Genomic DNA, 23361 nt, shown 5'->3' on the forward strand with positions numbered 1-23361 from the left:
CGAGGGATTTGATGCAACATCGCAAGATTACCTTTATCGGCGCCGGCAACATGGCGCGTGCAATCATCGCCGGCCTGGTCGCGGGCGGCTATCCGGCCAAATCCATCAGCGTCTGCGCCCCTTCGCCGAAAAACCGTGACGCGCTGGCGGCGGACTACGGCATCGTCAGCAGCGGCGACAACGTCGCCTGCGCGCGTGAAGCCGACGTCGTGGTACTGGCGGTCAAACCGCAAATGATGGCCGACGTGTGTCAGCCGCTGCGCGAACAGGTCGATTTCGGCGGCAAACTGGTGCTGTCGATCGCCGCCGGCATTCAGGTCAGCCGTTTCTATCAGTTGCTCGGCGACCAACTGGACATCGTGCGCATCATGCCCAACACCCCGTCGCTGGTCGGCAAGGGCATGAGCGGGCTGTACGCGCCGGCGCAGGTCAGCCAACAGGATCGCGACTACACCGGCGATTTAATGGCCTCGGTCGGTAAAGTTTGCTGGGTAGATGACGAAAATGGCATCAACGGCGTGATCGCCGCTGCGGGCAGCGCCCCGGCTTATTTCTTCCTGTTTATGGAAGCGATGCAAAAAGAGGCCGAACGCATGGGCTTCGACAGCCAGACCGCGCGCGATCTGGTGCAGCAGGCCGCTACCGGCGCCGCCGCGCTGGTTGAAGCCAACCCGGATACGCCGCTGGGCACGCTGCGCGAGCAGGTGACCTCCAAAGGCGGCACCACCGCCGAAGCGCTGCGGGTGTTCAACGAACGCCAACTGCCGGAAACCGTGGCGCAAGCGATGCAGGCCGCCGTTTCTCGTGCGCAAGAAATGGAAAAATTATTTTAAATAACCCCGAGTTAAGGAGAAGGACCACTTCATGCTAACGCTGACTTTCCTGGTCAAGACCGTTATTGATCTGTACGTGATGGTGCTGTTGCTGCGCATTTGGATGCAATGGACGCGCACCGATTTTTACAACCCGTTCTCGCAGTTTGTGGTGAAGATCACCCAACCGGTGGTCGGCCCGCTGCGCCGCATCATCCCATCGCTTGGGCCTATCGACAGCGCTTCGCTGCTGCTGGCGTTCCTGCTGATGACCATCAAGTACCCGCTGCTGCTGCTGATACAAAGCCACGCGCTGTCGCTCAGCCCGTATAACCTGCTGTTCGGCCTGATCTCGCTGGTTAAGTCCGCCGGCTACCTGATCTTCTGGGTGATGATCATTCGTGCGCTGATGAGCTGGGTAAGCCAGGGCCGCAGCCCGATCGACTACGTGATGTACCAACTGACCGAACCGTTGATGGCGCCGATCCGTCGCATCATCCCGGCGATGGGCGGCATCGATTTTTCCGCCATGGTAGTGATCCTGATCCTCTATCTGATCAACTACCTGGGCATGGATGTGTTCGGCGAGATCTGGTTCCTGCTGTGAGTGCAGTCACTCCCGTGCTGGACGGGCTGGCGATCAGGCTATATATTCAGCCGAAAGCCAGCCGCGACCAAATTATCGGCTTGCATGGCGACGAACTGAAAGTCGCCATCACCGCCCCGCCGGTCGACGGTCAAGCCAACGCCCATTTGATCAAGTTTATCGCCAAGCAGTTCAAAGTGGCGAAAAGCAACGTCACCATCGAGAAAGGCGAACTGGGGCGGCATAAACAGTTACGCATCGTGAATCCGCAACAGATCCCCGCCGTGGTCGCGGCGCTCATCGAATAATTTTCAAGGTAGTCATTATGCAAAAAGTCGTTCTTGCCACCGGTAACCCGGGCAAAGTGCGCGAACTCGCCGACCTGTTGGCCGATTTCGGCCTGGACGTGGTCGCGCAAACCGATCTGGGCGTGGAGTCCGCCGAAGAGACCGGCCTGACGTTTATCGAAAACGCCATTCTGAAAGCGCGCCATGCGGCACAGGTCACCGGCCTGCCGGCGATCGCCGACGACTCCGGTCTGGCGGTAGATACGCTGGGCGGCGCGCCGGGCATCTACTCCGCGCGCTACGCCGGTGAAGACGCCGACGATCGGCAGAACCTCGACAAGCTGCTGGCGGCGATGAAAGACGTGGCGCCGGGCCGGCGCGGCGCGCAATTTCACTGCGTGCTGGTCTATCTGCGCCATGCGCAAGATCCGACGCCGCTGGTGTTCCACGGCAGCTGGGCCGGCGAAATCACCGAACAGGCCGCCGGTGAAGGCGGTTTCGGTTACGATCCGGTCTTCTACGTGCCGGAGCTGGGCCGCACCGCCGCCGAGCTGAGCCGCGACGAGAAGCGGGCGATTTCGCACCGCGGCAAGGCGCTGAAGCTGATGTTGGAAGCCATGCGCAATGCTTAAGCTGCCCCCGCTGAGTCTCTACATCCATATCCCGTGGTGCGTGCAGAAATGCCCGTACTGCGACTTCAACTCCCATGCGCTGAAGGGTGACGTGCCGCATCAGGAGTATGTCGATCATCTGTTGGCGGATCTGGATGCCGACCTGCCGCTGGCCGGCGGCCGGGAAATCAGCACTATCTTTATCGGCGGCGGCACCCCCAGCCTGCTGAGCGCCGAGGCGATGCAAGCCTTGCTGGACGGCGTGCGGGCGCGCATTCGCGTCGCCGACGACGCCGAAATCACCATGGAAGCCAATCCCGGCACCGTGGAGGCCGATCGCTTCAGCGGCTACCAGCGCGCCGGCGTCAACCGCATCTCCATCGGGGTGCAAAGCTTCAGCGCCGAGAAGCTGAACCGTCTGGGGCGCATCCACGGCCCGGAAGAAGCCAAACGCGCGGCGACGCTGGCGACCGATCTTGGCCTGCGCAGCTTCAACCTCGATCTGATGCACGGCCTGCCGGATCAGTCGCTGGAAGAGGCGCTGGACGATCTGCGCCAGGCTATCGCCCTCAATCCGCCGCACCTGTCGTGGTATCAGCTGACCATCGAGCCGAACACCCTGTTCAGCTCGCGCCCGCCGGTTTTGCCGGACGACGATGCGCTGTGGGACATCTTCGAGCGCGGCCACCAGTTGCTGAGCGCCGCCGGCTATCAGCAGTATGAAACCTCGGCCTACGCCAAGCCGGGCTACCAATGCCAGCACAATCTCAACTACTGGCGCTTCGGCGACTATCTGGGGATCGGCTGCGGCGCGCACGGCAAGGTGACCTTCAGCGACGGACGCATCCTGCGCACCGCCAAGACCAAGCACCCGCGCGGCTTTATGCGCGGCGACTACATGGACAAGCAGCATGAGGTGGCGGCGGCGGATCGGCCGTTCGAATTCTTCATGAACCGCTTCCGCTTGCTGGAAGCCGCGCCGCGCGCCGACTTCGCCAACTACACCGGGCTGACGGAAAGCGTCATTCGCCCGCAGCTGGACGAAGCGCTGGCCAAAGGCTATCTGGAAGAAACCTCGGAGCACTGGCAGATCACCGAGAAGGGCAAACTGTTCCTCAACTCGCTGCTGGAACTGTTCCTGGCGGACGACGAGTAAAAAAAAGCGCTGAATGATCAGCGCTTTTTTATTAGTGTTAATCCGGGTAAAACGTCTGAGACAGAATCTGCTGAGTTTCCCAGATGCCGTTTTCCGGATACACATCCAGCCCGGTTTCGGCCGTGGCGAGCGCAACGGCCTTCGACCAGACGACATCCAGCCAATCGGCATCGCTCAGTTTACCTTTTAGGCTGGGCGACTCTTTCAAGCTGTAAAGCACCTCTTTGCGCTGCGCTTTAATCGTTCTTTCCCAGCTGGTTCCGCGCCTGGCCGGCTGATATTTCCATTTAAGCAAATGTGCAATCAGCACCGTCATCCGGCTAGCAAGTTCCCTTTGCTCGCTCTTCCCCACGTCCTCAATCTCCTCGGCGATCTTTTCAATATCGATCTCAGACAATTTTCCGGAGCGCAAAAGAGCGGCCTGTTCATTTGCCCAGGCAACAACATCGGTTTCGTAACGTGTATGGCTCATAGCGTCCTCCGTAAACATCCATAAATCTGTACGTAGTTTGATCAGTCTGTCAGATAAGCTTCAGAAGGTCAAAAAATGGTCTACCAAGAAGATTCTTATTTCACTTCAACGCCTTAAGCAGATCCTTGCGCTGGGTTTCCAGTGCGGTGACGCGGTTGCACACGTCATGACCGAAGTTCTGGAAGTCCTGCTCCTGGTTGTTCCATTCGTTCTGGATCGCCTTCTGCAAGCCGCCCAAATTGCCCATGATCGCCTGCAGCGGGTTGCCGCCGCTGTTGGCGGCCTGTTTGACGCCCATCTCGTTCAGGCTGTCCTGCAGCACGCCGCCCATGCTCTGCTGCACGATGTTGCGGCCGTCCTGCTCCACCTGGTCGATCGCCTTGTGGTGGAAGGTCAGGCCGTCGCTGCGGTGCTCGATGATGCGGTTCATCTGCTGTTTCAGTTGGCCATTCAGGGTGGTCAGCCGGTTGCGCACGTTGCTGTTGCTGCCCAGCTCTTTAACGATCACTTTATCCAGCGCTGCGCGGGCTTTCTCCAGGTGTTTCTGCGCGCCGTCGTCGATCCACGGCAGCTGTTTGCGCAAGGCGCTCTGGTAACTGAAGGCTTTCTGCCGCTGGCTGTCGTTCAAGCTCAGCGCCTGGCCGTTGCGGATCACGTCGCCATCCGGCGATATTTGCAGATCGCCGCTGGCGCCTTTCACCTGCACGCTCTGCGGGCTGATGATCACATCGTCCTGGGGTTTAACGCTGCACTGGTACTCGGCATGCGCCTGCGCGGCAGTCGCCGCCAGCAGCAGTAAGGCTAACCCGGTTTTCTTCAACATAGCTTCTCCTGACTCCCATCCAGACTGGGATTAAAAAATCGAACGACCGATACGTTGAGACAACAGTTCCAGCGCCGCAGTTCCCGCCAGCGAGTTGCCGGAAGCATCCAGTTCCGGCGACCAAACGACGATCGACAGTTCGTCCGGCACGATGGCCACGATGCCGCCGCCCACGCCGGACTTGCCCGGCATCCCCACCCGATAGGCGAATTCGCCGGCGCCGTCGTACATGCCGCTGGTCATCATCAGGGCGTTGATCTGCCGCGCCTGCAGCGGGCTGATCACCGCCTCGCCGCTGAGATCGCGGCCGTGATTGGCCAGATAGACGAAGCTGCGCGCCAGTTCCACGCAGCTCATGCGCAGCGCGCAATAGTGGAAATAGGTTTGCAGCACGGTGATGACGTCGTTTTCGAAGTTGCCGAACGATTTCATCAGATAGGCGATGGCCGCATTGCGATCGGAGTGTTCGAACTCGGAGCGCGCCACCCGCAGGTCATAGGCCAGGTCGTCTTCACCGGCCAACTGACGCACCACCTCCAGCATGCGCTGTTTGGGGGCGCTGAGCCGGGTTTGCAGCATGTCGCACACCACCAGCGCGCCGGGGTTGATAAACGGATTGCGCGGTTTGCCCTGCTCCATCTCCAGCTGCAGCAGCGAATTGAACGGCAGGCCGGAAGGCTCTTTGCCAACGCGCCGCCAGATCTCATGCTCCTGATAGCGCGTCAGCGCCAGCGTCAGGCTCAGCACTTTGGAAATCGACTGGATGGAGAAGCGCTCCGCGGCATCGCCGGCCTGGAACAGTTCGCCATCCACCGTACACACGGCGATCGCCAGCCGATCGGCGGGCACTTCCGCCAACGCCGGGATGTAGTCGGCCACTTTTCCCTGGCCAATCAGCGGGCGCACCTGTTGCAGGATCTCTTCCAGCAACGCGTTATCCAATGTTGTTACCACCTCGGTCACACTCCGGGCAAAACAAAGGCGCCGTTAAGGCACCTTAAATCCATCCCCGTCATACTTGAATCCGCATCTGTGTTGGCTGCGAGCGCTCACCCCAGTCACTTACTGAAGTAAGCTCCTGGGGACTCACCCTCTTGCCGCCGTGATGCGAATCCAATTATTTAGGGGGAAATAAGCGGCGCGAAGCCGCGCTCATCGGGCAAGCGCGATCAATCCCACCAGATATCGAACAGATCGCTGACCTTAACGTCGGTCAGTTTGCGCGCTTCCAGCCAGTTTTTCACCAGTTCGCGATGCTCGTCGGTGCAGTGGCCGATCTTCTGCAGGCAGATCAGACCTTCCCACTGCAGGTAGCCGCTGCCGTCAAACGCCAGACCGTTCGGCTCGATCACTTCATCGATGAAGGTATCCAGCGTGCTGTCGATATCTTCCACCGACGTGCCTTCGGCGAAGCGCCAGGCTACGGAGAAACCCAACTCCTGAAATTCTTCAATGTGCAACTTTTTACGTAAACGACGACTGCGGTTCTTAGCCATTATTCTTTCCTCTCAAACATCAAGTCCCAAACGCCATGTCCCAGGCGCTGGCCGCGTAATTCAAATTTCGTCAGTGGGCGCGAATCCGGACGCGGCACATAATCATTATCGCTGGAAAGATTACGGTAGCCTGCGACCCCGTTCATAACCTCTAACATATGTTCCGCATAAGGTTGCCAATCGGTGGCCATGTGGAAAACGCCGCCGGTCTTCAGCTTGCGCAGCACCAGTTCGACAAACGGCGTTTGCACGATGCGGCGCTTGTTGTGGCGCGCCTTGTGCCACGGATCGGGGAAGAACAGCTGCACCATGTCCAGCGAGCCGTCCGGGATCATGTTTTCCAGCACTTCAACCGCATCGTGGCACATTACGCGCAGGTTGCTCAGCTTCGCCTCGTGGGCGTCGGCCAGGCAGGCGCCCACGCCCGGCGAGTGTACTTCGATCCCTAAAAAGTTCTGCTGCGGGTTGTTGCCCGCCATGGTCACCAGCGAGGCGCCCATGCCAAAACCGATCTCCAGCACCGTCGGCGCTTCGCGGCCGAACAGCGCGGCGAGATCGACAGCGTCAGCCTGATACTCCACGCCCATCACCGGCCAATAGTTCTCCAGCGCGTGCTGCTGGCCTTTGGTCAGCCGCCCCTGGCGGCGGACAAAACTGCGGATACGGCGCATCGCGCGGCCGTTCTCATCAAATTCCGGGGAGATGACGTCATTAATCATAGTGCTTTCTGTCTGTTTGGCTGCCAATTAGGGAAACGCGCATTATGCAAAGATACATTGGTTTAGCAAGTGTTCATCTTCTGTACCCGCCGTGCGGCGTCGGAAAGTTCCGGTTTACAGCATCATGACTCTATGCTGCAATCTCGCTTCATTTTCTGCCGGATAACGACTCTTCATGATGCAAGCACAACAATTCGCACAGGTGGTGCTTGACTGGTACCAGCGCTACGGCCGCAAAACCCTGCCATGGCAGCTGGAGAAAACCGCCTATCAAGTATGGCTCTCCGAAGTGATGTTGCAACAGACTCAGGTTGCCACCGTCATTCCTTATTTTCAGCGCTTTATGGCCCGTTTTCCCAACGTGCGCGCGCTGGCGGAGGCCCCGCTGGACGAAGTGCTGCATCTGTGGACCGGCCTCGGCTATTACGCCCGCGCTCGCAACCTGCACAAAGCGGCGCAGACCATTGTCGCACAGCACGGCGGCGAGTTCCCGACAACCTTCGCAGAAATCGCCGATTTACCGGGCGTCGGCCGCTCCACCGCCGGCGCGGTGCTGTCGTTGGCGCTGGGCCAACACTATCCGATCCTCGACGGCAACGTGAAGCGCGTGCTGGCTCGCTGCTACGCGGTGGAAGGCTGGCCGGGCAAAAAAGAGGTCGAAAATCGGCTGTGGAAAATCAGCGAAGAAGTCACCCCGGCCCAAGGCGTCGGCCAGTTCAACCAGGCGATGATGGATCTGGGCGCCATGGTCTGCACCCGCTCCAAGCCCAAGTGTGAGCTCTGCCCGCTCAACGTCGGCTGCCTGTCTTACGCCAACCACAGCTGGGCCAACTACCCCGGCAAGAAGCCCAAGCAGACCCTGCCGGAAAAAACCGCCTACTTCTTATTGCTGCAGCACGGCGACCGCGTGTGGCTGGAGCAGCGCCCGGCGGTAGGCCTGTGGGGCGGCCTGTTCTGCTTCCCGCAGTTCAGCGCGCGCGTGGATTTGGAACTCTGGCTGCAGCGGCGCGGTCTGAAAGGCAAGCGCCTGGAACAGCTGACCGCGTTTCGCCACACGTTCAGCCATTTCCATCTCGATATCGTGCCGATGTGGCTGTCGCTCGACGCGGCGGGCAGCGGCATGGATGAGGGAGCGGGTCTCTGGTATAACTTAGCGCAGCCGCCGTCGGTCGGGCTGGCAGCGCCGGTGGACCGCCTGTTGCAACAGCTGGCGAAGCAGCCCCCGATCCAACAAAACTTATATGGCGATAGCGCCATCGATGAGGAATTAGCATGAGCCGCACCATTTTTTGTACTTTCCTTCAACGCGACGCCGAAGGCCAGGACTTCCAGCTTTATCCCGGCGACGTCGGCAAGCGCATCTACAACGAGATCTCCAAGGAAGCCTGGGGCGAGTGGATGAAGAAGCAGACCATGCTGATCAACGAGAAGAAGCTGAACATGATGAACGTGGATGACCGCAAACTGCTGGAAGAGGAAATGATCAAATTCCTGTTCGAAGGGCACGACGTGCACATCGAAGGTTATACGCCGCCGAGCGAATAACGCTGTTGGGGCCAGGCGCTGGCCCGCTTCAATCCTCTTATACTTCTTCCAAACGGCTTTAAGATGAAGAAAATTTTAGCTTTGCTCGTAATAGCGCCTTTGCTGATCTCCTGTTCCGGCAAAAAAAGTGAAGAAATCAACGAAGCCTGGATCAAAGACACCAACGGCTTCGACATTCTGATGGGCCAATTCGCCCACAACATCGAGAACATCTGGGGTCTGAACGAAGTTCTGATCGCCGGGCCGAAAGACTACGTCAAGTACACCGACCAATACCAAACCCGCAGCCACATCAACTTCGACACCGGCGCCATCACCGTCGAGACCATCGCCACCACCGATCCGGCCGCGCACCTGCGCCAGGCGATCATCAGCACGCTGCTGATGGGTGACGATCCGGGTTCGATCGACCTCTATTCCGACGCCAACGATATCCAGATCAGCAAAGAGCCGTTCCTGTACGGCCAGGTGCTGGATAACAAAGGGGCGCCGATCCGCTGGGAATGGCGCGCGGCGCACTTCGCCGATTACCTGCTGCAAACCAAGCTGCAAAAACGCACCTCCGGCCTGCACGTCATCTACTCGGTCACCATCCAACTGGTGCCGAACCACCTGGACAAACGTGCGCATAAATATCTGCCGATGGTGCGCAAGGCGTCGGAAAAATATGGCGTGGACGAGTCGCTGATCCTGGCTATCATGCAGACCGAATCGAGCTTCAACCCGTATGCGGTGAGCGGTTCGGACGCGCTGGGCCTGATGCAGGTGGTGCAGCACACCGCCGGTAAGGATGTGTTCCAGATGCGCGGCAAATGGGGCACCCCGAGCCGCAGCTACCTGTTCGATCCGGAGAACAACATCGATACCGGCACCGCCTACCTGGCGATCCTGCAGAACAACTACCTGGGCGGCATTCAGAACCCGACCTCGCGCCGCTATGCGGTGATCACCGCTTACAACGGCGGCGCCGGCAGCGTGCTGCGGGTGTTCTCCAGCGACAGAACGCGCGCGGTGGGCATCATCAACGGCATGCAGCCGGGCGACGTGTACCAAACGCTGACCACCAAGCACCCGGCCGCCGAGTCGCGCCGCTATCTGGTGAAAGTGAATACCGCGCAGAAGAGCTACCGCAGAAAGTAGCGCTTCCCGCGTGGATAGAAGAAGGGCCGGTGCGAACCGGCCCTTTTTTCATGGCTTGATCATATAGCCGAAGATGCGCTTCCAGCCGTGATCTTTTTTCTCGATGTAGACCCCCTGCAGCTCCGGCGAGAAGCCCGGCAGGCGGTTGATGCCCTCCTCGAGCGCCAGGAAGTAGCGCTGCACCGCGCCGCCCCACACTTCGCCCGGCACCACGCACAGCACGCCCGGCGGATACGGCAGGGCCCCTTCCGCCGCGATGCGCCCTTCCGCCTGGCCGATCGGCACCAGCTCGACGTTGTCGCGGATAAACTCCACGTTGGCGTCCTGCGGGTTCATCACCACCGGCGGGAAATGATCCTGACGGAACATCTCCTTTTGCAGCTGCTTAACGTCAAAGCTGACGTACAGATCGTGCATCTCCTGGCACAGCCGACGAATGCTGTAGCCGCGGTAACGCTGCTCGTTCTTGCGGTACACCGTCGGCAGCACCACGCTCAGCGGCGCATCCTCTTCGACATAGCGTTCGAACTGCGCCAGCATCTCCACCAGCTGTTCCATCTTGGCCGGGTTCTCCGCCGGGGTCAGCAGGAACAGGATCGAGTTGAGATCGCACTTCTCCGGCACGATGCCGTTCTCGCGCAGGAAGTTGGCCAGAATGGTGGCCGGCACGCCGAACTCGGTGTATTGGCCGGTCGCGGCGTCAATCCCCGGCGTGGTCAGCAGCAGCTTGCACGGATCCACCAGATACTGATCCTGGGCATAGCCTTCGAAGCCGTGCCACGTCTCCCCCGGCACGAAGGTGAAGAAGCGCGCGTCGTTGGCGATCAGATCGGTATCGTAATCCTGCCAGTCCTTGCCCGCCACCTGCAGCGGAATAAACGGCTTCAGCTGCGAGCAGCGCGTGAGCAGCTGTTTGCGCGTCTCGATGCCCAGCTTGACGCAGTCCATCCACATGCGGCGCCCGGCGGGGCCGGCATGCATCTTGGCGTTGACGTCCAGCGCGGCGAACAGCGGATAGAACGGGCTGGTCGACGCATGCAGCATGAATGCGTTGTTCAGGTGCTTGTGGTTGCAGTGGCGCTTTTGCCCTTTGATGTGGTCGTCTTTCTTATGGATCTGCGACGTCTGCGAGAACCCCGCCTGCTGTTTATGCACCGACTGGGTGACGAAGATGCCCGGATCGTGCTCGTCCAGCTCAAGCAGCAGCGGCGAACACTCTTTCAGCATCGGGATAAAACCTTCGTAGCCCACCCAGGCGGAGTCGAACAGGATGTAATCGCATAGGTGGCCGATGGTGTCGATCACCTGGCGAGCGTTGTAAATCGTGCCGTCGTAGGTGCCAAGCTGAATGATCGCCAGCCGGAACGGCCGCGCCGCCGCGGCCTTCTCCGGCGCCACCTCGCGGATCTGCTCGCGCAGGTAGCGCTCGTCGAAGCAGCGCGCATCGATGCCGCCGATAAAGCCGAACGGGTTGCGGGCGGTTTCCAGATACACCGGCGTGGCGCCGGCCTGGATCAGCGCCCCGTGGTGATTGGATTTGTGGTTGTTGCGATCGAACAGCACCAGATCGCCACGGGTCAGCAGCGCGTTGGTCACCACCTTGTTGGCCGCCGAGGTGCCGTTGAGCACGAAGTAGGTTTTATCAGCGTTGAACACCCGCGCCGCATGCTTTTGCGCATCCTTGGCCGAGCCTTCGTGGATCAGCAGATCGCCCAGCTTGACGTCTGCGTTGCACATATCGGAACGGAAAAGAGTTTCACCGTAGAAATCGAAAAACTGCCGGCCGGCCGGGTGCTTGCGGAAGAACTCGCCGCCCTGATGGCCTGGACACGCAAAGGTCGAATTCTCCATCTCGACGTAGGTCTTCAGCGTTTTGAAGAACGGCGGCAGCAGCGCTTGCTCGTAGGCGTCGGCGGCTGCCTCCAACTGCGCCATGTAGAATGGCTTGCTGGCGCCGGCCAGCAGCGCGAAGACCCCGCTGACAAACGGCAGATAATCCGGGGAAAGATGCTCGTCCCCTTCCACCGCCACGAAGGTCGGAATATCGAACCCCGTCGCCTGCAAGCGCGCCAGAATGCCGGCGTCCACGTCGGCGACCGACACCACCACCGCCGCCACGTCGGTGTAGTCCGTCTGCTCTACGCGCACGATCTGGCGCAGCGTCTCAATGGTGGCGACCAGGCTGGCGCTGGTTGCGATTTTCAATTCTTTCATCATGCTGACTCTCAAACGGTGAAGGATGAGGGTGTGCCACCGGCACGGTAATGAGATAACGCGGTTATCCCGGTAAAAGCGATACCCGGGCACGGCAGCATAAGCGGCGTGCGTGACCGCCTCATGATCGGGGACCATCAGGCAGCTATCGGGGGGAACTGGTCTTGGCAGCGTCCGACAGGCATCAGTAAAATCAGGGCCGCAGCGCTGGCTTTACGCATGCCTAACAGCGAGCATCAGGCGGCCTTACCGCATGATCGGCAGGCGTATTCGGACGGATGGCGTTCGGAGCAAGCAAAGACGGAACGGTGGCGGCGTCAGAGATCTGGTGCGCGACAGCGCTTGAGCGACAAAACCAGTCATGCCAATAACCCTCTGACTTATAAGAAGCGGGAACACCGTCAGGGAACGGAGAGTGCTAAAATTTGCGCAATGATTGCATGATTCGTTACGAGGTTCAAGCGAGAATCCTCTGGGTTGAGCTTGCGTTAATGCAAATGTAATGCATTGTTATTTAACAACAAAAATAAAAAACAATATTGACAAAGTGGTATAAATACACGTTTTTTATGCATATTTATTGGGTGGCGATATCGCCACAGGCTCTAGCGCTTCGGGTTCGCTGCCTGAAAATAGAGCAACCGATCGGCTTTGTGACAGAAAGCGATTGACGCCATCCGGCCAATACGGTTTAATGCGCCCCGTTGCCCGGATAGCTCAGTCGGTAGAGCAGGGGATTGAAAATCCCCGTGTCCTTGGTTCGATTCCGAGTCCGGGCACCATATTTAGAGAACCCAGCCTATGGCTGGGTTTTTGCTTTTCAGGGACAGGACTCTCCATCGAACTGCGTTCGATTATTCGGCCAAGGGCCTCACCCTGCGGGCCAGCGCTGAGACCTTGAATACCGAGCAGAAGTCCTCCTGTTCCTATCTCTTTAACCTAAATCTCGGCCTTTATATTCGCAGTCTTAATTGATGCCCGCCCCCTGCCCTGTGTTTACGACACTGTATTATTTCCATTTGCGCCATAACCCGACCTTACTTATTTTCGCCGTCATTTGAATTAATACGCAAACACGGGTTACGCAACAATGCCATTAATGTTTTCATTCTGCGCCTGATAAAAACCCACAGCCAAAAACCGATAAAAACATTAAATAACAATCAATTAAAAAGAACTCCGCCACATAATTCCCTGCCGTTATTAAAAATAAACCAAAAATGCGGTCGGCACTCACCTTGTGATTTTTTGATAAATACCGTCCGTTGCCGCTGCTAATTTACCGACAGGCGTTCTTAAAACATCACATCGGTGAAGATCGTCATATCACCGTAATAGAACGCTTAATTTAGCCTGCTCACCCACTGATATTTTGGCCTTTTTTGGCTCTGGCATTAAACACCCGTTGAGAAAAAACATATGGAATATGGTTTATCAGACAATGGCGAACAGCCGGATCAACATGGCAAGGGCGTCAGCCGCAGAAATGTCTTGCTCGGCCTGGCGTCAACGCTTGTCGCCACCGCATTGGCCGGCGCCCCATTCCTCACGCTGGCGGAACAGCATACCGCCGCGCAAAACCCCCTGCTTTTTGCCCGTTTCTTCGCGCTCTCCCGGCAATTGACAGAACGTCAGGATATTGACCCTGGCCTTTCGGCTCGTATTTTCACTGCGTTGAGCCTCGCAAACCCGCAATTCTCATCACAGGTTGAGCGATTAAGCGCACGCGTGAAGGCCGGACAAAGCGCCGGGCAACTTCAGCAAATCGCCGGCCAACTGGGGCTCTCGGCATTGGTCTCGGCCATCGTCACCGCCTGGTATACCGGTACCGTGGGCCAGGGGGCAAACGCCAGTCTCATCGCTTATAAAGATGCCCTGATGTATCGCCCGGTTAAAGACGCCTTGATTGTGCCCACCTATTGCGGCAACGGCCCGCTTTGGTGGACCGCCGCCCCGCCTGAGGTTAACGCCTTACTGCCCTCTGAGAGCTGAATCATGAAAAAACCGGTATTCACGGCTGATGGCGATGCCTCGGCCGATATTGTCATCGTCGGCTCGGGGATCGTCGGCGGCATGATGGCGGACCAGTTGGCCGGCCAAGGCTATTCCGTGCTGGTATTGGAGGCGGGCCTGCGTATCGATCGCGCGCAGGCCGTCGAAAACTGGCGCAATATGCCGTTTGATAACCGTGCGGGCTCCGATTTTCAAGGCTTGTACCCGCAATCAGCCTACGCCACCGCGCCGCTCTATTTTCCGCCAAACGATTATGTCGCGTTAAGTGGCCCAAGCGCGGACAGCTTTAAGCAGGGCTATTTACGCACCGTGGGCGGCACAACCTGGCACTGGGCGGCCTCCTGCTGGCGCCATCTGCCAAACGATTTCAAAATGAAAACGCTGTACGGGGTTGGCCGCGACTGGCCCATCGCCTATGACGATCTGGAGCCCTACTACTGCCGCGCGGAGGAGGCGATTGGCGTCGCCGGCCCAAACGATCCGGCCAAACAGTCGCCTTCAGCGCGCAGCAAGCCTTATCCCATGGATATGGTGCCCTGGGCCCACGGAGATACGCGCTTCGCCGAAGTGGTCAACCCGCACGGTTACCGCTCCGTACCGATCCCCCAAGGGCGCAGCACGCGACCATGGCAGGGGCGGCCCACCTGCTGCGGCAACAATAACTGCCAACCTATCTGCCCGATTGGCGCCATGTATAACGGCATCCATCACATCGAACGCGCCGAAATGAAAGGAGCGCTCGTGCTGGCGGAAGCGGTGGCGTACAAAATCGATACCGATGGGCAAAATCAGGTTACCGCCGTGCATTGGCTGGACAACCAAAAGCGGTCGCACAAAGCCAGCGCCAGCGCGTTCGTCCTGGCATGCAATGGCATCGAAACCCCGCGCCTGCTGTTGATGGCCGCCAATGCGCAAAACCCGAATGGGATCGCCAACAGCTCCGATCAGGTTGGCCGCAATATGATGGATCACTCCGGCTTTCACTGCACCTTCCTGGCGAAAGAGCCGCTGTGGCCAGGACGCGGCCCGGCGCAGAGCAGCTGTTTGGTCGGCCCGCGCGATGGGGATTTCCGCAAGCATTACTCAGCCAACAAGATGATCCTCAATAACATCAACCGCGTTTTGCCGGCTACGCGTCAGGCCCTGGCGCAGGGCCTGGTGGGGAAAGCGCTGGATGACGAGATCCGCCGCCGCGCGGCGCACGGCGTCGATTTGTCCATCAGTCTGGAACCGCTGCCCGATCCCAATAACCGTCTGACGTTGAGCGCAACGCGCAAAGACGCCCACGGTTTGCCTTGCCCGGACATTTACTATGACGTGGGGGACTATGTGCGAAAAGGGGCTGAAGCGGCGCACCGGCAGCTCAAGCATATTGGCCAATTGTTTGATGCCGATGAATTCACCATCACCACCAGCCTGAATGCCAATAATCACATTATGGGCGGCACCATCATGGGCAACGATGAGAAAAATTCCGTGGTGAACGGCGATTGCCGTGCGCACGATCATCCGAACCTGTGGCTGCCCGGCGGTGGCGCCATCCCTTCAGCCAGCGTGGTGAACAGCACGCTGACGATGGCGGCCCTGGGCCTTAAAGCGGCGGACGATATTGCCCGCAAACTGGCGGTGAAATCATGAGAAAACCTGCAAGGATAGCCTGGCTGGCGCTGCTCCTCGCGGCGGGCGGCGGCTCGGCGTTCGCCGCCGACGAAGGACCGTATTTCAGCGCCGAGCTGATTGAAAAAGGCGAGCGGCTCGCGGTGGCGGCGGACTGCCAGGCCTGCCACACCCAAACGGGAGGCGGCGAGCGATTTGCCGGCGGTTACAGCATCGCCACGCCGGTAGGCGTGATTTACACCACCAACATCACCCCCGACAAGGAAACCGGCATTGGCCGCTACAGCGAAGCGCAATTCGCCCGCGCCGTGCGTGAAGGCATTCGCGTGGACGGCACCCCGCTGTACCCGGCAATGCCTTATACGTCATACGTCAAATTGAACGACGAGGACATTCACGCGCTGTACGCCTACTTTATGAACGGCGTCGCCCCCGTCGTTCAGCACAACAGGCGAACCGAACTGCCCTTCCCCTTTAACCTGCGCTTTATCATGCCGGCCTGGAACAGTTTGTTTCTGGAAGAGGGGCATTTCAGCGCCGACAGCAGCGAAGATGCGCAATGGAACCGCGGCGCCTACCTGGTCAACGGCCCTGGACACTGCGATACCTGCCATACGCCGCGCAACGTGTTACTGGCTGAATACAGCGGGCAACCGCTTTCCGGCGCCATGGTCGGCAGTTGGTATGCGCCCAATATTACTTCCGACCCGATCAGCGGCATTGGCGGATGGAGCCAGGCTGAGCTAATCCAGTATTTGAAAACCGGGCGCGCGGCGGGAAAAAACCAGGCGGCGGGGGGCATGGCGGAAGCGATAGAAAACAGCCTGCAATATTTGTCGGACGACGATCTGGCCGCGATTGCCGCTTACCTGAAAAACAGTCCGCCGATCAGAGATCGACGCGATACGCGGCCGGCAGACAGCTTTGGCAAGCCGTTCAACGTTGAACCCGAGCTGCGCGGCGCGCATCCGCCGACCGCCAACGAGACGGTGATTGACGGCGCCGCCTTGTTTAGCGGCAACTGCGCCAGCTGCCACCAACCCGACGGCAGCGGCAGTCAAAACCAGGCCTATCCATCGCTGTTCAACAACACGGCGACGGGCTCGCGCAATCCCTCCAATCTGATCTCGGCCATTTTGTTCGGCGTCGAGCGCCGCGTCGGGGATCAACATATCCTGATGCCGAATTTCGGCCCGCAATCCTATGTCAATCCCTTGAACGACCAACAGATTGCGGCGATCGGCAACTATGTCTTGCAACATTACGGCAACCCCGCGGCGCATGTCACCGCCGAAGACGTTGCGATCCTCAGACGAGGGGGCCCGGCGCCCTTGCTGGCCGAGATGCAGCCCTATATGGCACCGGGGTTGGGCGGCGGCGCGCTGGCGCTACTGGCCGCCATCGCGTGGCGGGTGCGCAAACGCCGCGGCGCGTGATTCACGCCAATTAAAGCTCCCTACGCTGGCGGCCGCAGGGAGCTTGTCTGTCGGCGCGCAAGGCTCTGATGCCATACGCCAATGATGTGCTAAAAATAGGCCCCGCCGGCGTTTTGCACTATTTTGGTTATGTCTGCCTGTTCATTCTGGGCGGTGCCTCGCTACGACGATAAACCCTGTACACCGTTCGCCTCGGTCACAAAACACAGTCAATCACGCCAGGAGCCCGACCATGAAAAACGCAACGTTCCCCAGCATCGCCAAGTTTTCCTTTCTGTCTTTATTATTGCCGGCCTGGATCACCCAGGCCGCTCCCCCGCAGCCGCAGCCGGGCAGCACCGCGCAAATCGTTTTGATTGGCACCTGGACAGGGGAAAGAGACGGCGATCGGGTTCAGCCGCCCGTTTATCCCAGCCAGGGGATGTATCGGTTGGCGCTCAACGAAGACGGCAGCCTGCTGCCATTGAATCGCATAAAAATGGACAGCCCTTCCTGGATAGTTCTGAGCAAAAATCGCCAATTTGCCTATACCACCAATGAAACTCAGCAAGGCCAAATCAGCACGCTCAGGCTCGGCAAAGACGGCGACCCGCAACGCATCAGCGGCATCGACTCGCAGGGACAAGAGCCGACGCATGCCGCCATCAGTCCAGACGGGCGCTACTTATTGGCCGCCAATTACTCCAACGCCCCCGGGCATGCCAGCGTCATCGTGGCCCCCATTCTCCAGAACGGTGAACTCGGCGAGGTGCTGCAGCGCTTTCCCTTCACCAAGGGCTCAGAGGCCGTTGCCGAGCGGCAAGCCAGCGCCCATATTCACTCCGTCAACTTCACCCCCGACGGGCGCATGATGTACGCCGCCGATTTGGGCGGCGACATCATTCATGCCTTCTTCTACGACGCGGCAAATAAGGCCGCGCCGTTCAGGCTCGCGCCGGATTACGATTTGTCGTTTCCGCCGGGCACCGGCCCGCGACATATGATCTTTTCCGCAAATGGCAGATTCGCCTACGTGATCAGCGAAATGTCGGCGAATATTTTTGCCTACCAGATTAATAACGATCGGTTGGAGAACATCCAGACATTAGCGCTGACGGAAAGCACCCGCGCGGATGCAAAGGGCGGCGGCGGGCTGGCGTTTTCCCCTGACGGAAAATACCTCTATGCGAGCAATCGCCAAAAAACCAACGAAATCGTGGGTTATAAAATTAACCCGGAGAATGGCAAACTCACGCTGATTGGCCGCACGCTTTCCGGCGGAATCGAACCGCGCGCTTTCGCCTTCGATAAAAGCGGAAAGTTTTTGCTAGTCGCCAATGTGTTTAGTAATAACGTTACCGTATTACAACGCGATCTGGATACCGGCGAATTATATGGCAACGGCGTGAGCGTCCAGATAGGTACGCCAACTGACGTTAAATTTATCCACGAGTAAATTATTGCTGCGGCAATCCGTTTGTCGCAGCGCCAACATCGATTCTCTTGCCCACGAGCGCCATACTTTACCCCATTCCCATGGCGTTTAACGCTCAGGTAATGAGAATCATCATCAGCGGCAAAGGAATTATAAAAGAGAAACGCCAAAACAATTCAAACCGGGTTGATATAATGGCGGCTACATTCAGGCAAGTTCCGGCGGCACACGGATATCCTTGCACGTCACGCCGTCGCTGAACCTAAACGAACCTAAACGTCGAACTGTCGGCCAATCGGTTTTTAATTGGCGCTTTTCCAACGTCAACAGGCGCCTCTGTATATAACATGAACATTCACTCATTGAAATTAATGCATATAGGGATAATTTCCCGCCATACAGGCCCGCAAACAACAAAACTGGGCGCATTGGCCGATGTGAAAGCGGATACCCCCATGCCGCCCAGACGCAATAGCTCTCGCATCCAAAAGATAATAACACATTGAATACAATGATAAAAATACCATCAAAACGGCCTAATTTCATAATTTCACTTTAATTTCATCTTTTCAAAAAGCGCTCAATGCCTAATATCATGTTATTTCACCTTCCCAGAATCCCTTTTAACGCTATTCTAAGCAGCGAATACCTGATTCAAGAAACACAAGCCGAACGCAGAACGGCGTATACACGTTAACAGTCAATAGTCGATGCCAATCCCATGCGGCTTATCCTCTTTGCGGAGTGTCGTTTACATGGAATGATGAACGCGGTTTCTAAGATTATTGCTTAAGAATATTAATTAAACACATACGCACGCTTTCGCAGGGACTTTCATGGAAAGAAATACACCCGTAGCCTTTACCTGATGTGCTACCGAATTCTAAACGGGCATTTAAAAATGACGCATTTTTAACCCGCATATCTTTTAATTATTTTTAATTCATGTCGTTTACTTATAAGAAAAAGGCAGCCTGGTTGCTATAAGCCAACCCCTTTGCAGCCGTATTTCTGGGTATTATTCTCATTATACTGGAGCTTATTAATGAATCAGCGTTTCGATATCATCGGTATTGGCCTTGGCCCGTCGAATCTTAGCCTGGCGGCCTTAGGGAGCGAAATCGAGGGATTTACGGGGCAATTCCTTGAGCGCAAACCTCATTTCTCCTGGCACCCGGGCATGATTTTGGCTGACTGCAACATGCAAACCAACTTTTTAAAGGATTTGGTGAGCGCGGTTGCCCCAACCAATCCCTACAGCTTTCTCAACTATCTGGTAAAAAACCGAAAATTCTACCGTTTCCTGACGACCGAACAGCGTACCGCATCGCGTGAAGAGTTCGCCGATTACCTCACCTGGGCCGCAAGCGGGATGGGATCGTTGGCGTTCAATCAAGACGTTCAGCGAGTCGAGTTTGACGATCGGCAACGCCAGTTCGTGGTGACCACCTCACGGGAGGTCTTCCACGCCAGACACGTAAGTATCGGTATTGGCAAGAAAATAAAGTTACCGGATTGCGTGACGGCGCAAAACGATCGCTGTTTCCACGCCAGCGAAATGATGCTGCGCAACCCTAATCTGGCAGGCAAACGCGTGGCGATCGTCGGCGGCGGCCAGAGCGGCGCCGATCTGTTCCTGAATATTTTTAAAGGGGAATGGGGGCAGCCGGAACAACTCGACTGGATATCGCGGCGCAACAATTACAACGCGCTTGATGAGGCGGCCTTTGCCAATGAATATTTCACGCCAGATTACGTCGAGAGTTTCTACTCACTGGACAGCGCGGCCAAGCGGCATATGCTGGCCGAACAAAAGATGACCTCAGACGGCATCACCAGCGAGTCGCTGCTGGCCATCTATCGCGCCATGTACCACCGCTTCGACGTACTGCGCGAGAAATTATGGGTGCGCCTGCTGCCCAGCCGTTCGCTGACGGCCGTAAAACACACGCTGGATAACGCCTACCAACTCGAAACGCGTCATCATCTCGATCACGGCGAGGAAACCTTCAAGGCGGACGTGGTGATCTTTGCTACCGGTTATCAATCGGCGACGCCTGAGTTCCTTGCGCCTCTGGCCCACCGACTGTTGACCACGGCGGACGGCGAGTACCGCATAGCCCCGGACTTTACCTTTGAGTGGGAAGGCCCGGCGGAGAACTGCTTATTTGCGATGAACGCCAGTATGCACAATCACGGCATCGCCGATCCGCAGCTGAGCCTGATGGCGTGGCGTTCGGCCCGCATTCTTAATCGGGCGTTAGACCACCAGCCATTTGATCTGGGAACAACACCGACAGCCATTCAATGGCGCAGTGAAGGCGCGCCACCCGCGTTTTAAGTACAAGAACGTCTTAATCATTGTCACTATGCTTTGATGGAATTACGTATATGAAAAGACAAATAAATAAGTTCATTATGAATCAATTGGCCGTATTGGCCCCCGAATTCAAGGCCAGATTGATCTACAAAAGGGCATTTGGCAAACCGCTGAACTTGCAGGCGCCATCGACCTGGAATGAAAAAATCAATCACCTTAAGTTGAATGACTACAGTAAAAATGCCTTAGTCACTCAATGCGCAGATAAATATGCGGTTAGAGAGTACATCAAGGCACAAGGATGTGAAGAGATCCTTAATGAGCTGTACTTTGCCTGTGATTCGGTACAGGAGATCCCATGGGAAACGCTGCCTGAGAAATTTGTCATCAAGGGAAATCACGGCTCAGGATATAATTTAATTTGCCAGAATAAACAATCGTTGAACATTAAAAGCGCCTCCCAGCTGATCGATGGCTGGATGAAAGACGATTACTGGAAAACCTATGTAGAACTCAACTACAAAGGGATACAAAAAAAGATCATTGGAGAAAAGTATATCGAATCGGCCAATGGTCACGGGCCTGAAGACTACAAAATTTATTGTTTTCGCGGCGTGCCTTACTGCACCTTGCTGTGCGTCGGCAGGGATACCGGGACGCCGAAATATTACTTCTTCGACAAAGATTTCAAGTTCCTTTGCTATAGCGAGGACTGCCTGGCGTTGAGCCAGGAGGAGATAGACGCCTTCGTGAAACCGGAGGGATACGATGAGCTGTTTGAGTATGCCGCTCGCTTGTCGGCGCCCTTCGAGTTCGTGCGCGTTGATTTCTACATCTCTCAGGGCCAAATCATTTTCGGTGAGCTGACCTTTACCCCCTCGGCCGGGCTGGATACGGATATTCTGCCACCGACCGATGTTTTGCTTGGCAAGATGCTGACGCTGCAACAGCACTGATTATCATCAACAAAAGGCGGCGCAATTCCCCTGCGCATCCATCAAACAGGAGATACCGGCCGGCGTTTTCGCAGGCCGCCCGCCGGCATCTCACTGTGGGGCGGCGGGCCGGCACCGCCCCGACGCCTGCGCTTTATCCACTGCGGAGTGGCTTGCACCGCCATCGGGAACGTTCCCCTTTGGGCGACATAACCCCTTGAAAAACAATGGCATTAGAACATTAATAAGAATCGTTTACATATTTATAATAAAATGTTCTATATGTATAGGAAGCTATAATATAAGATACCGGAAAGTTTCCCTGGTGTTGTTGTGTGTCTTTGCCCTATTTTATAGGGCTTTTTTTTCGCTAACACCCATTGATGATTGAGTGTTTTTGCACCCATCAGCAGATTATCCCCTCCCAAAAAACATAATCATTTCTAATTAATCTTAACCCTTCTTATTCCTGACTTGCCAATAATAACAATGAGTTGCTATTAACCCTGCGAAGCATCAGGCGGCCACCGCCTGATCCCGGCCGCACTTCGCCACTGAAATACCCGCCCGAAGGAGAGGTTTTTACTGGGCGCGTACCGATGCTAATATCGGCCTTTTTCGAGGACGCTGCCCCGCATGTTATTGTCTCACCGGCATTTTATCTGCACGCTTCTGGCGCTCGCCATCGGCTTTTGGTTGCCGACTGCCGTGCAGGCCAGGCCCGATCTGGAACGCAGGATCGGCGTGACCGTCGCCGATAGCGACTCTGCGGATTACCGCTTCAGCGATCTGCGCTTCACCTCCGCCGATGGTCAACGGCGTTACCGCGTCCGTATCGCCCAGCCGCGTCGGGCGCCTGCGCCTGACGGCTATCCGACGATTTATTTCCTCGACGGCAATGCGGTGCTGATGGAGCTGAACGCCAGCTTACTGGCCAGATTGGCGACGGCGAAGCGGCCACCGGTGCTGGTGATGATCGGCTATGACAACGATCTGCGCATCGATGCCGCCGGCCGCGCCTACGACTATACGCTGCCTCTGCCGACGGGCATGAAGAAACCGCCGCAGGCGGGCGGGGGCGCGGAGGCCTTCCTGCAATTGATTGAAACGCGGATCAAACCGGCGATCGCCGCCAAACTGGCGGTCGATCAGCAGCGGCAAACGCTATGGGGCCATTCCTACGGCGGGCTCTTCGTTCTGCATACGTTATTCGCCCATCCCGCCGCCTTCCAGCATTATATCGCCGTGGAACCCTCGCTGTGGTGGGGCAACGGCATGATCCTGCAAGAGGCGCAGCAGTGGGCGGAACGGCATCCGACGCCGGCGGCAAGGCTGCAGTTGTGGGTGGGTCTGGCGGAGCGCGAACGCGCGGCCCCGCCCGGCGTGAAGAGCCCTGCACTGCCGGCGAACGCGGCGCAAATGCTGGCGGAACGCCTGGCAAAGCTCGACGGTCTTACCGTCGGCTATCGGGAGTGGCCCGGCTTGGGACACGGCGCCATGCTGGGTGCCGCCATCGAGCCGGCACTGAGCAGCGTGGCATATGAAGACTAAAGGAGGGTATCGACCGCATTTTCATCGGCGGCTCATATCTTCTGATAAGAAGAGCGTTTAATATCTGAGACAGCGCGCAGTCATCGCGGAACGGATGCGCAAAAACAAAGTGGCTCCCCCGTCGGCAAGTTAGCTTGCTCTATCCGGTGGAGCCGTACAGTACTGCAGTTTTCCCGGTGGGGCCCTGGTGAGGCGCAAGTAGGAAAAGATGGTG

21 protein-coding genes and 1 tRNA gene are annotated in these 23361 nt (G+C 57.5%); 16 read left to right on the plus strand and 6 right to left on the minus strand.

Features of this window, described 5'->3' with window-relative positions; genetic code table 11:
• Positions 1 to 11: 11 nt before the first annotated feature.
• Genes proC through hemW form a run of 5 tightly spaced genes read left to right on the plus strand, consistent with a single transcriptional unit; the run spans position 12 to position 3452 of the window.
• Positions 12 to 833 carry a pyrroline-5-carboxylate reductase gene (gene proC / locus H7A77_RS03445; protein ID WP_033651322.1) on the plus strand — a complete coding sequence of 274 codons (822 nt, stop codon included), beginning with the start codon at positions 12 to 14 and terminating at the stop codon, positions 831 to 833.
• Between the two features lie 31 nt (positions 834 to 864).
• Positions 865 to 1419, plus strand: coding sequence for a YggT family protein (locus H7A77_RS03450; protein ID WP_042785370.1), 555 nt, complete (start codon positions 865 to 867; stop codon positions 1417 to 1419).
• A complete protein-coding gene (gene yggU, locus H7A77_RS03455; RefSeq protein ID WP_004948014.1) occupies positions 1416 to 1706 on the plus strand; it encodes a DUF167 family protein YggU in 291 nt (96 codons plus the stop codon). The genes H7A77_RS03450 and yggU overlap by 4 nt, the downstream gene beginning before the upstream one ends.
• Before the next feature lie 17 nt (positions 1707 to 1723).
• Positions 1724 to 2317, plus strand: a complete 594-nt coding sequence (locus tag H7A77_RS03460) for an XTP/dITP diphosphatase (protein ID WP_182073824.1) — start codon at positions 1724 to 1726, stop codon at positions 2315 to 2317.
• On the plus strand, positions 2310 to 3452 hold the full coding sequence (gene hemW, locus H7A77_RS03465; protein WP_182073825.1) for a radical SAM family heme chaperone HemW: 1143 nt from the start codon (positions 2310 to 2312) through the stop codon (positions 3450 to 3452). Before H7A77_RS03460 ends, hemW begins: the two co-directional genes overlap by 8 nt.
• Positions 3453 to 3489: 37 nt before the next feature.
• Here hemW and H7A77_RS03470 read toward each other — a convergent pair whose 3' ends face one another.
• From H7A77_RS03470 to trmB, 5 genes are all read right to left on the minus strand, one after another.
• Positions 3490 to 3924, minus strand: coding sequence for a DUF29 domain-containing protein (locus H7A77_RS03470; protein WP_016930094.1), 435 nt, complete (start codon positions 3922 to 3924; stop codon positions 3490 to 3492).
• 100 nt (positions 3925 to 4024) lie between these two features.
• Positions 4025 to 4747: a DUF2884 domain-containing protein gene (locus tag H7A77_RS03475; RefSeq protein ID WP_015379052.1), complete on the minus strand. Its 723-nt coding sequence runs from the start codon at positions 4745 to 4747 to the stop codon at positions 4025 to 4027.
• 30 nt (positions 4748 to 4777) lie between these two features.
• A complete protein-coding gene (gene glsB, locus H7A77_RS03480; protein WP_042785792.1) occupies positions 4778 to 5701 on the minus strand; it encodes a glutaminase B in 924 nt (307 codons plus the stop codon).
• Positions 5702 to 5916: 215 nt separating this feature from the next.
• Positions 5917 to 6243: a YggL family protein gene (locus H7A77_RS03485; RefSeq protein WP_004937412.1), complete on the minus strand. Its 327-nt coding sequence runs from the start codon at positions 6241 to 6243 to the stop codon at positions 5917 to 5919.
• Complete coding sequence (trmB, locus tag H7A77_RS03490; RefSeq protein WP_004937410.1) at positions 6243 to 6962, minus strand: tRNA (guanosine(46)-N7)-methyltransferase TrmB; 720 nt, start codon at positions 6960 to 6962, stop codon at positions 6243 to 6245. Before trmB ends, H7A77_RS03485 begins: the two co-directional genes overlap by 1 nt.
• A 175-nt stretch (positions 6963 to 7137) precedes the next feature.
• Here trmB and mutY point away from each other — a divergent pair, with 175 nt between their 5' ends.
• The 3 genes from mutY to mltC all read left to right on the plus strand — a co-directional run bounded on the left by mutY (position 7138) and on the right by mltC (position 9647).
• Positions 7138 to 8238: an A/G-specific adenine glycosylase gene (mutY, locus tag H7A77_RS03495; protein ID WP_182073826.1), complete on the plus strand. Its 1101-nt coding sequence runs from the start codon at positions 7138 to 7140 to the stop codon at positions 8236 to 8238.
• A complete protein-coding gene (locus tag H7A77_RS03500; RefSeq protein WP_004937404.1) occupies positions 8235 to 8507 on the plus strand; it encodes an oxidative damage protection protein in 273 nt (90 codons plus the stop codon). The genes mutY and H7A77_RS03500 overlap by 4 nt, the downstream gene beginning before the upstream one ends.
• Positions 8508 to 8570: 63 nt before the next feature.
• Positions 8571 to 9647, plus strand: a complete 1077-nt coding sequence (gene mltC / locus H7A77_RS03505; RefSeq protein ID WP_033644661.1) for a membrane-bound lytic murein transglycosylase MltC — start codon at positions 8571 to 8573, stop codon at positions 9645 to 9647.
• 48 nt (positions 9648 to 9695) lie between these two features.
• Here the strand turns inward: mltC and speF are convergent, their stop codons facing one another.
• Entirely contained in the window at positions 9696 to 11861 is a 2166-nt protein-coding gene (speF, locus tag H7A77_RS03510; RefSeq protein WP_072626992.1) for an ornithine decarboxylase SpeF, read from the minus strand.
• Between the two features lie 706 nt (positions 11862 to 12567).
• Here speF and H7A77_RS03515 point away from each other — a divergent pair.
• From H7A77_RS03515 to H7A77_RS03550, 8 genes are all read left to right on the plus strand, one after another.
• A tRNA-Phe gene (locus tag H7A77_RS03515) sits at positions 12568 to 12643 on the plus strand.
• Between the two features lie 637 nt (positions 12644 to 13280).
• Positions 13281 to 13853, plus strand: coding sequence for a sorbitol dehydrogenase family protein (locus H7A77_RS03520; RefSeq protein WP_182073827.1), 573 nt, complete (start codon positions 13281 to 13283; stop codon positions 13851 to 13853).
• Positions 13854 to 13856: 3 nt separating this feature from the next.
• Positions 13857 to 15512 carry a GMC family oxidoreductase gene (locus tag H7A77_RS03525; RefSeq protein WP_033651316.1) on the plus strand — a complete coding sequence of 552 codons (1656 nt, stop codon included), beginning with the start codon at positions 13857 to 13859 and terminating at the stop codon, positions 15510 to 15512.
• Positions 15509 to 16927: a cytochrome c gene (locus tag H7A77_RS03530; RefSeq protein WP_182073828.1), complete on the plus strand. Its 1419-nt coding sequence runs from the start codon at positions 15509 to 15511 to the stop codon at positions 16925 to 16927. The genes H7A77_RS03525 and H7A77_RS03530 overlap by 4 nt, the downstream gene beginning before the upstream one ends.
• 232 nt (positions 16928 to 17159) lie before the next feature.
• Positions 17160 to 18362 carry a lactonase family protein gene (locus H7A77_RS03535; RefSeq protein WP_182073829.1) on the plus strand — a complete coding sequence of 401 codons (1203 nt, stop codon included), beginning with the start codon at positions 17160 to 17162 and terminating at the stop codon, positions 18360 to 18362.
• A gap of 1024 nt (positions 18363 to 19386) precedes the next feature.
• Positions 19387 to 20682, plus strand: coding sequence for a lysine N(6)-hydroxylase/L-ornithine N(5)-oxygenase family protein (locus H7A77_RS03540; RefSeq protein WP_089195187.1), 1296 nt, complete (start codon positions 19387 to 19389; stop codon positions 20680 to 20682).
• A 50-nt stretch (positions 20683 to 20732) separates the two neighbouring features.
• On the plus strand, positions 20733 to 21617 hold the full coding sequence (locus H7A77_RS03545; RefSeq protein WP_182073830.1) for an ATP-grasp fold amidoligase family protein: 885 nt from the start codon (positions 20733 to 20735) through the stop codon (positions 21615 to 21617).
• A 615-nt stretch (positions 21618 to 22232) separates the two neighbouring features.
• Complete coding sequence (locus tag H7A77_RS03550; RefSeq protein ID WP_182073831.1) at positions 22233 to 23147, plus strand: alpha/beta hydrolase; 915 nt, start codon at positions 22233 to 22235, stop codon at positions 23145 to 23147.
• Positions 23148 to 23361 lie beyond the last annotated feature (214 nt).

The organism is Serratia sp. ME47, assembly GCF_903970925.1.
GTDB classification, from domain to species: Bacteria; Pseudomonadota; Gammaproteobacteria; order Enterobacterales; family Enterobacteriaceae; genus Serratia; species Serratia ureilytica.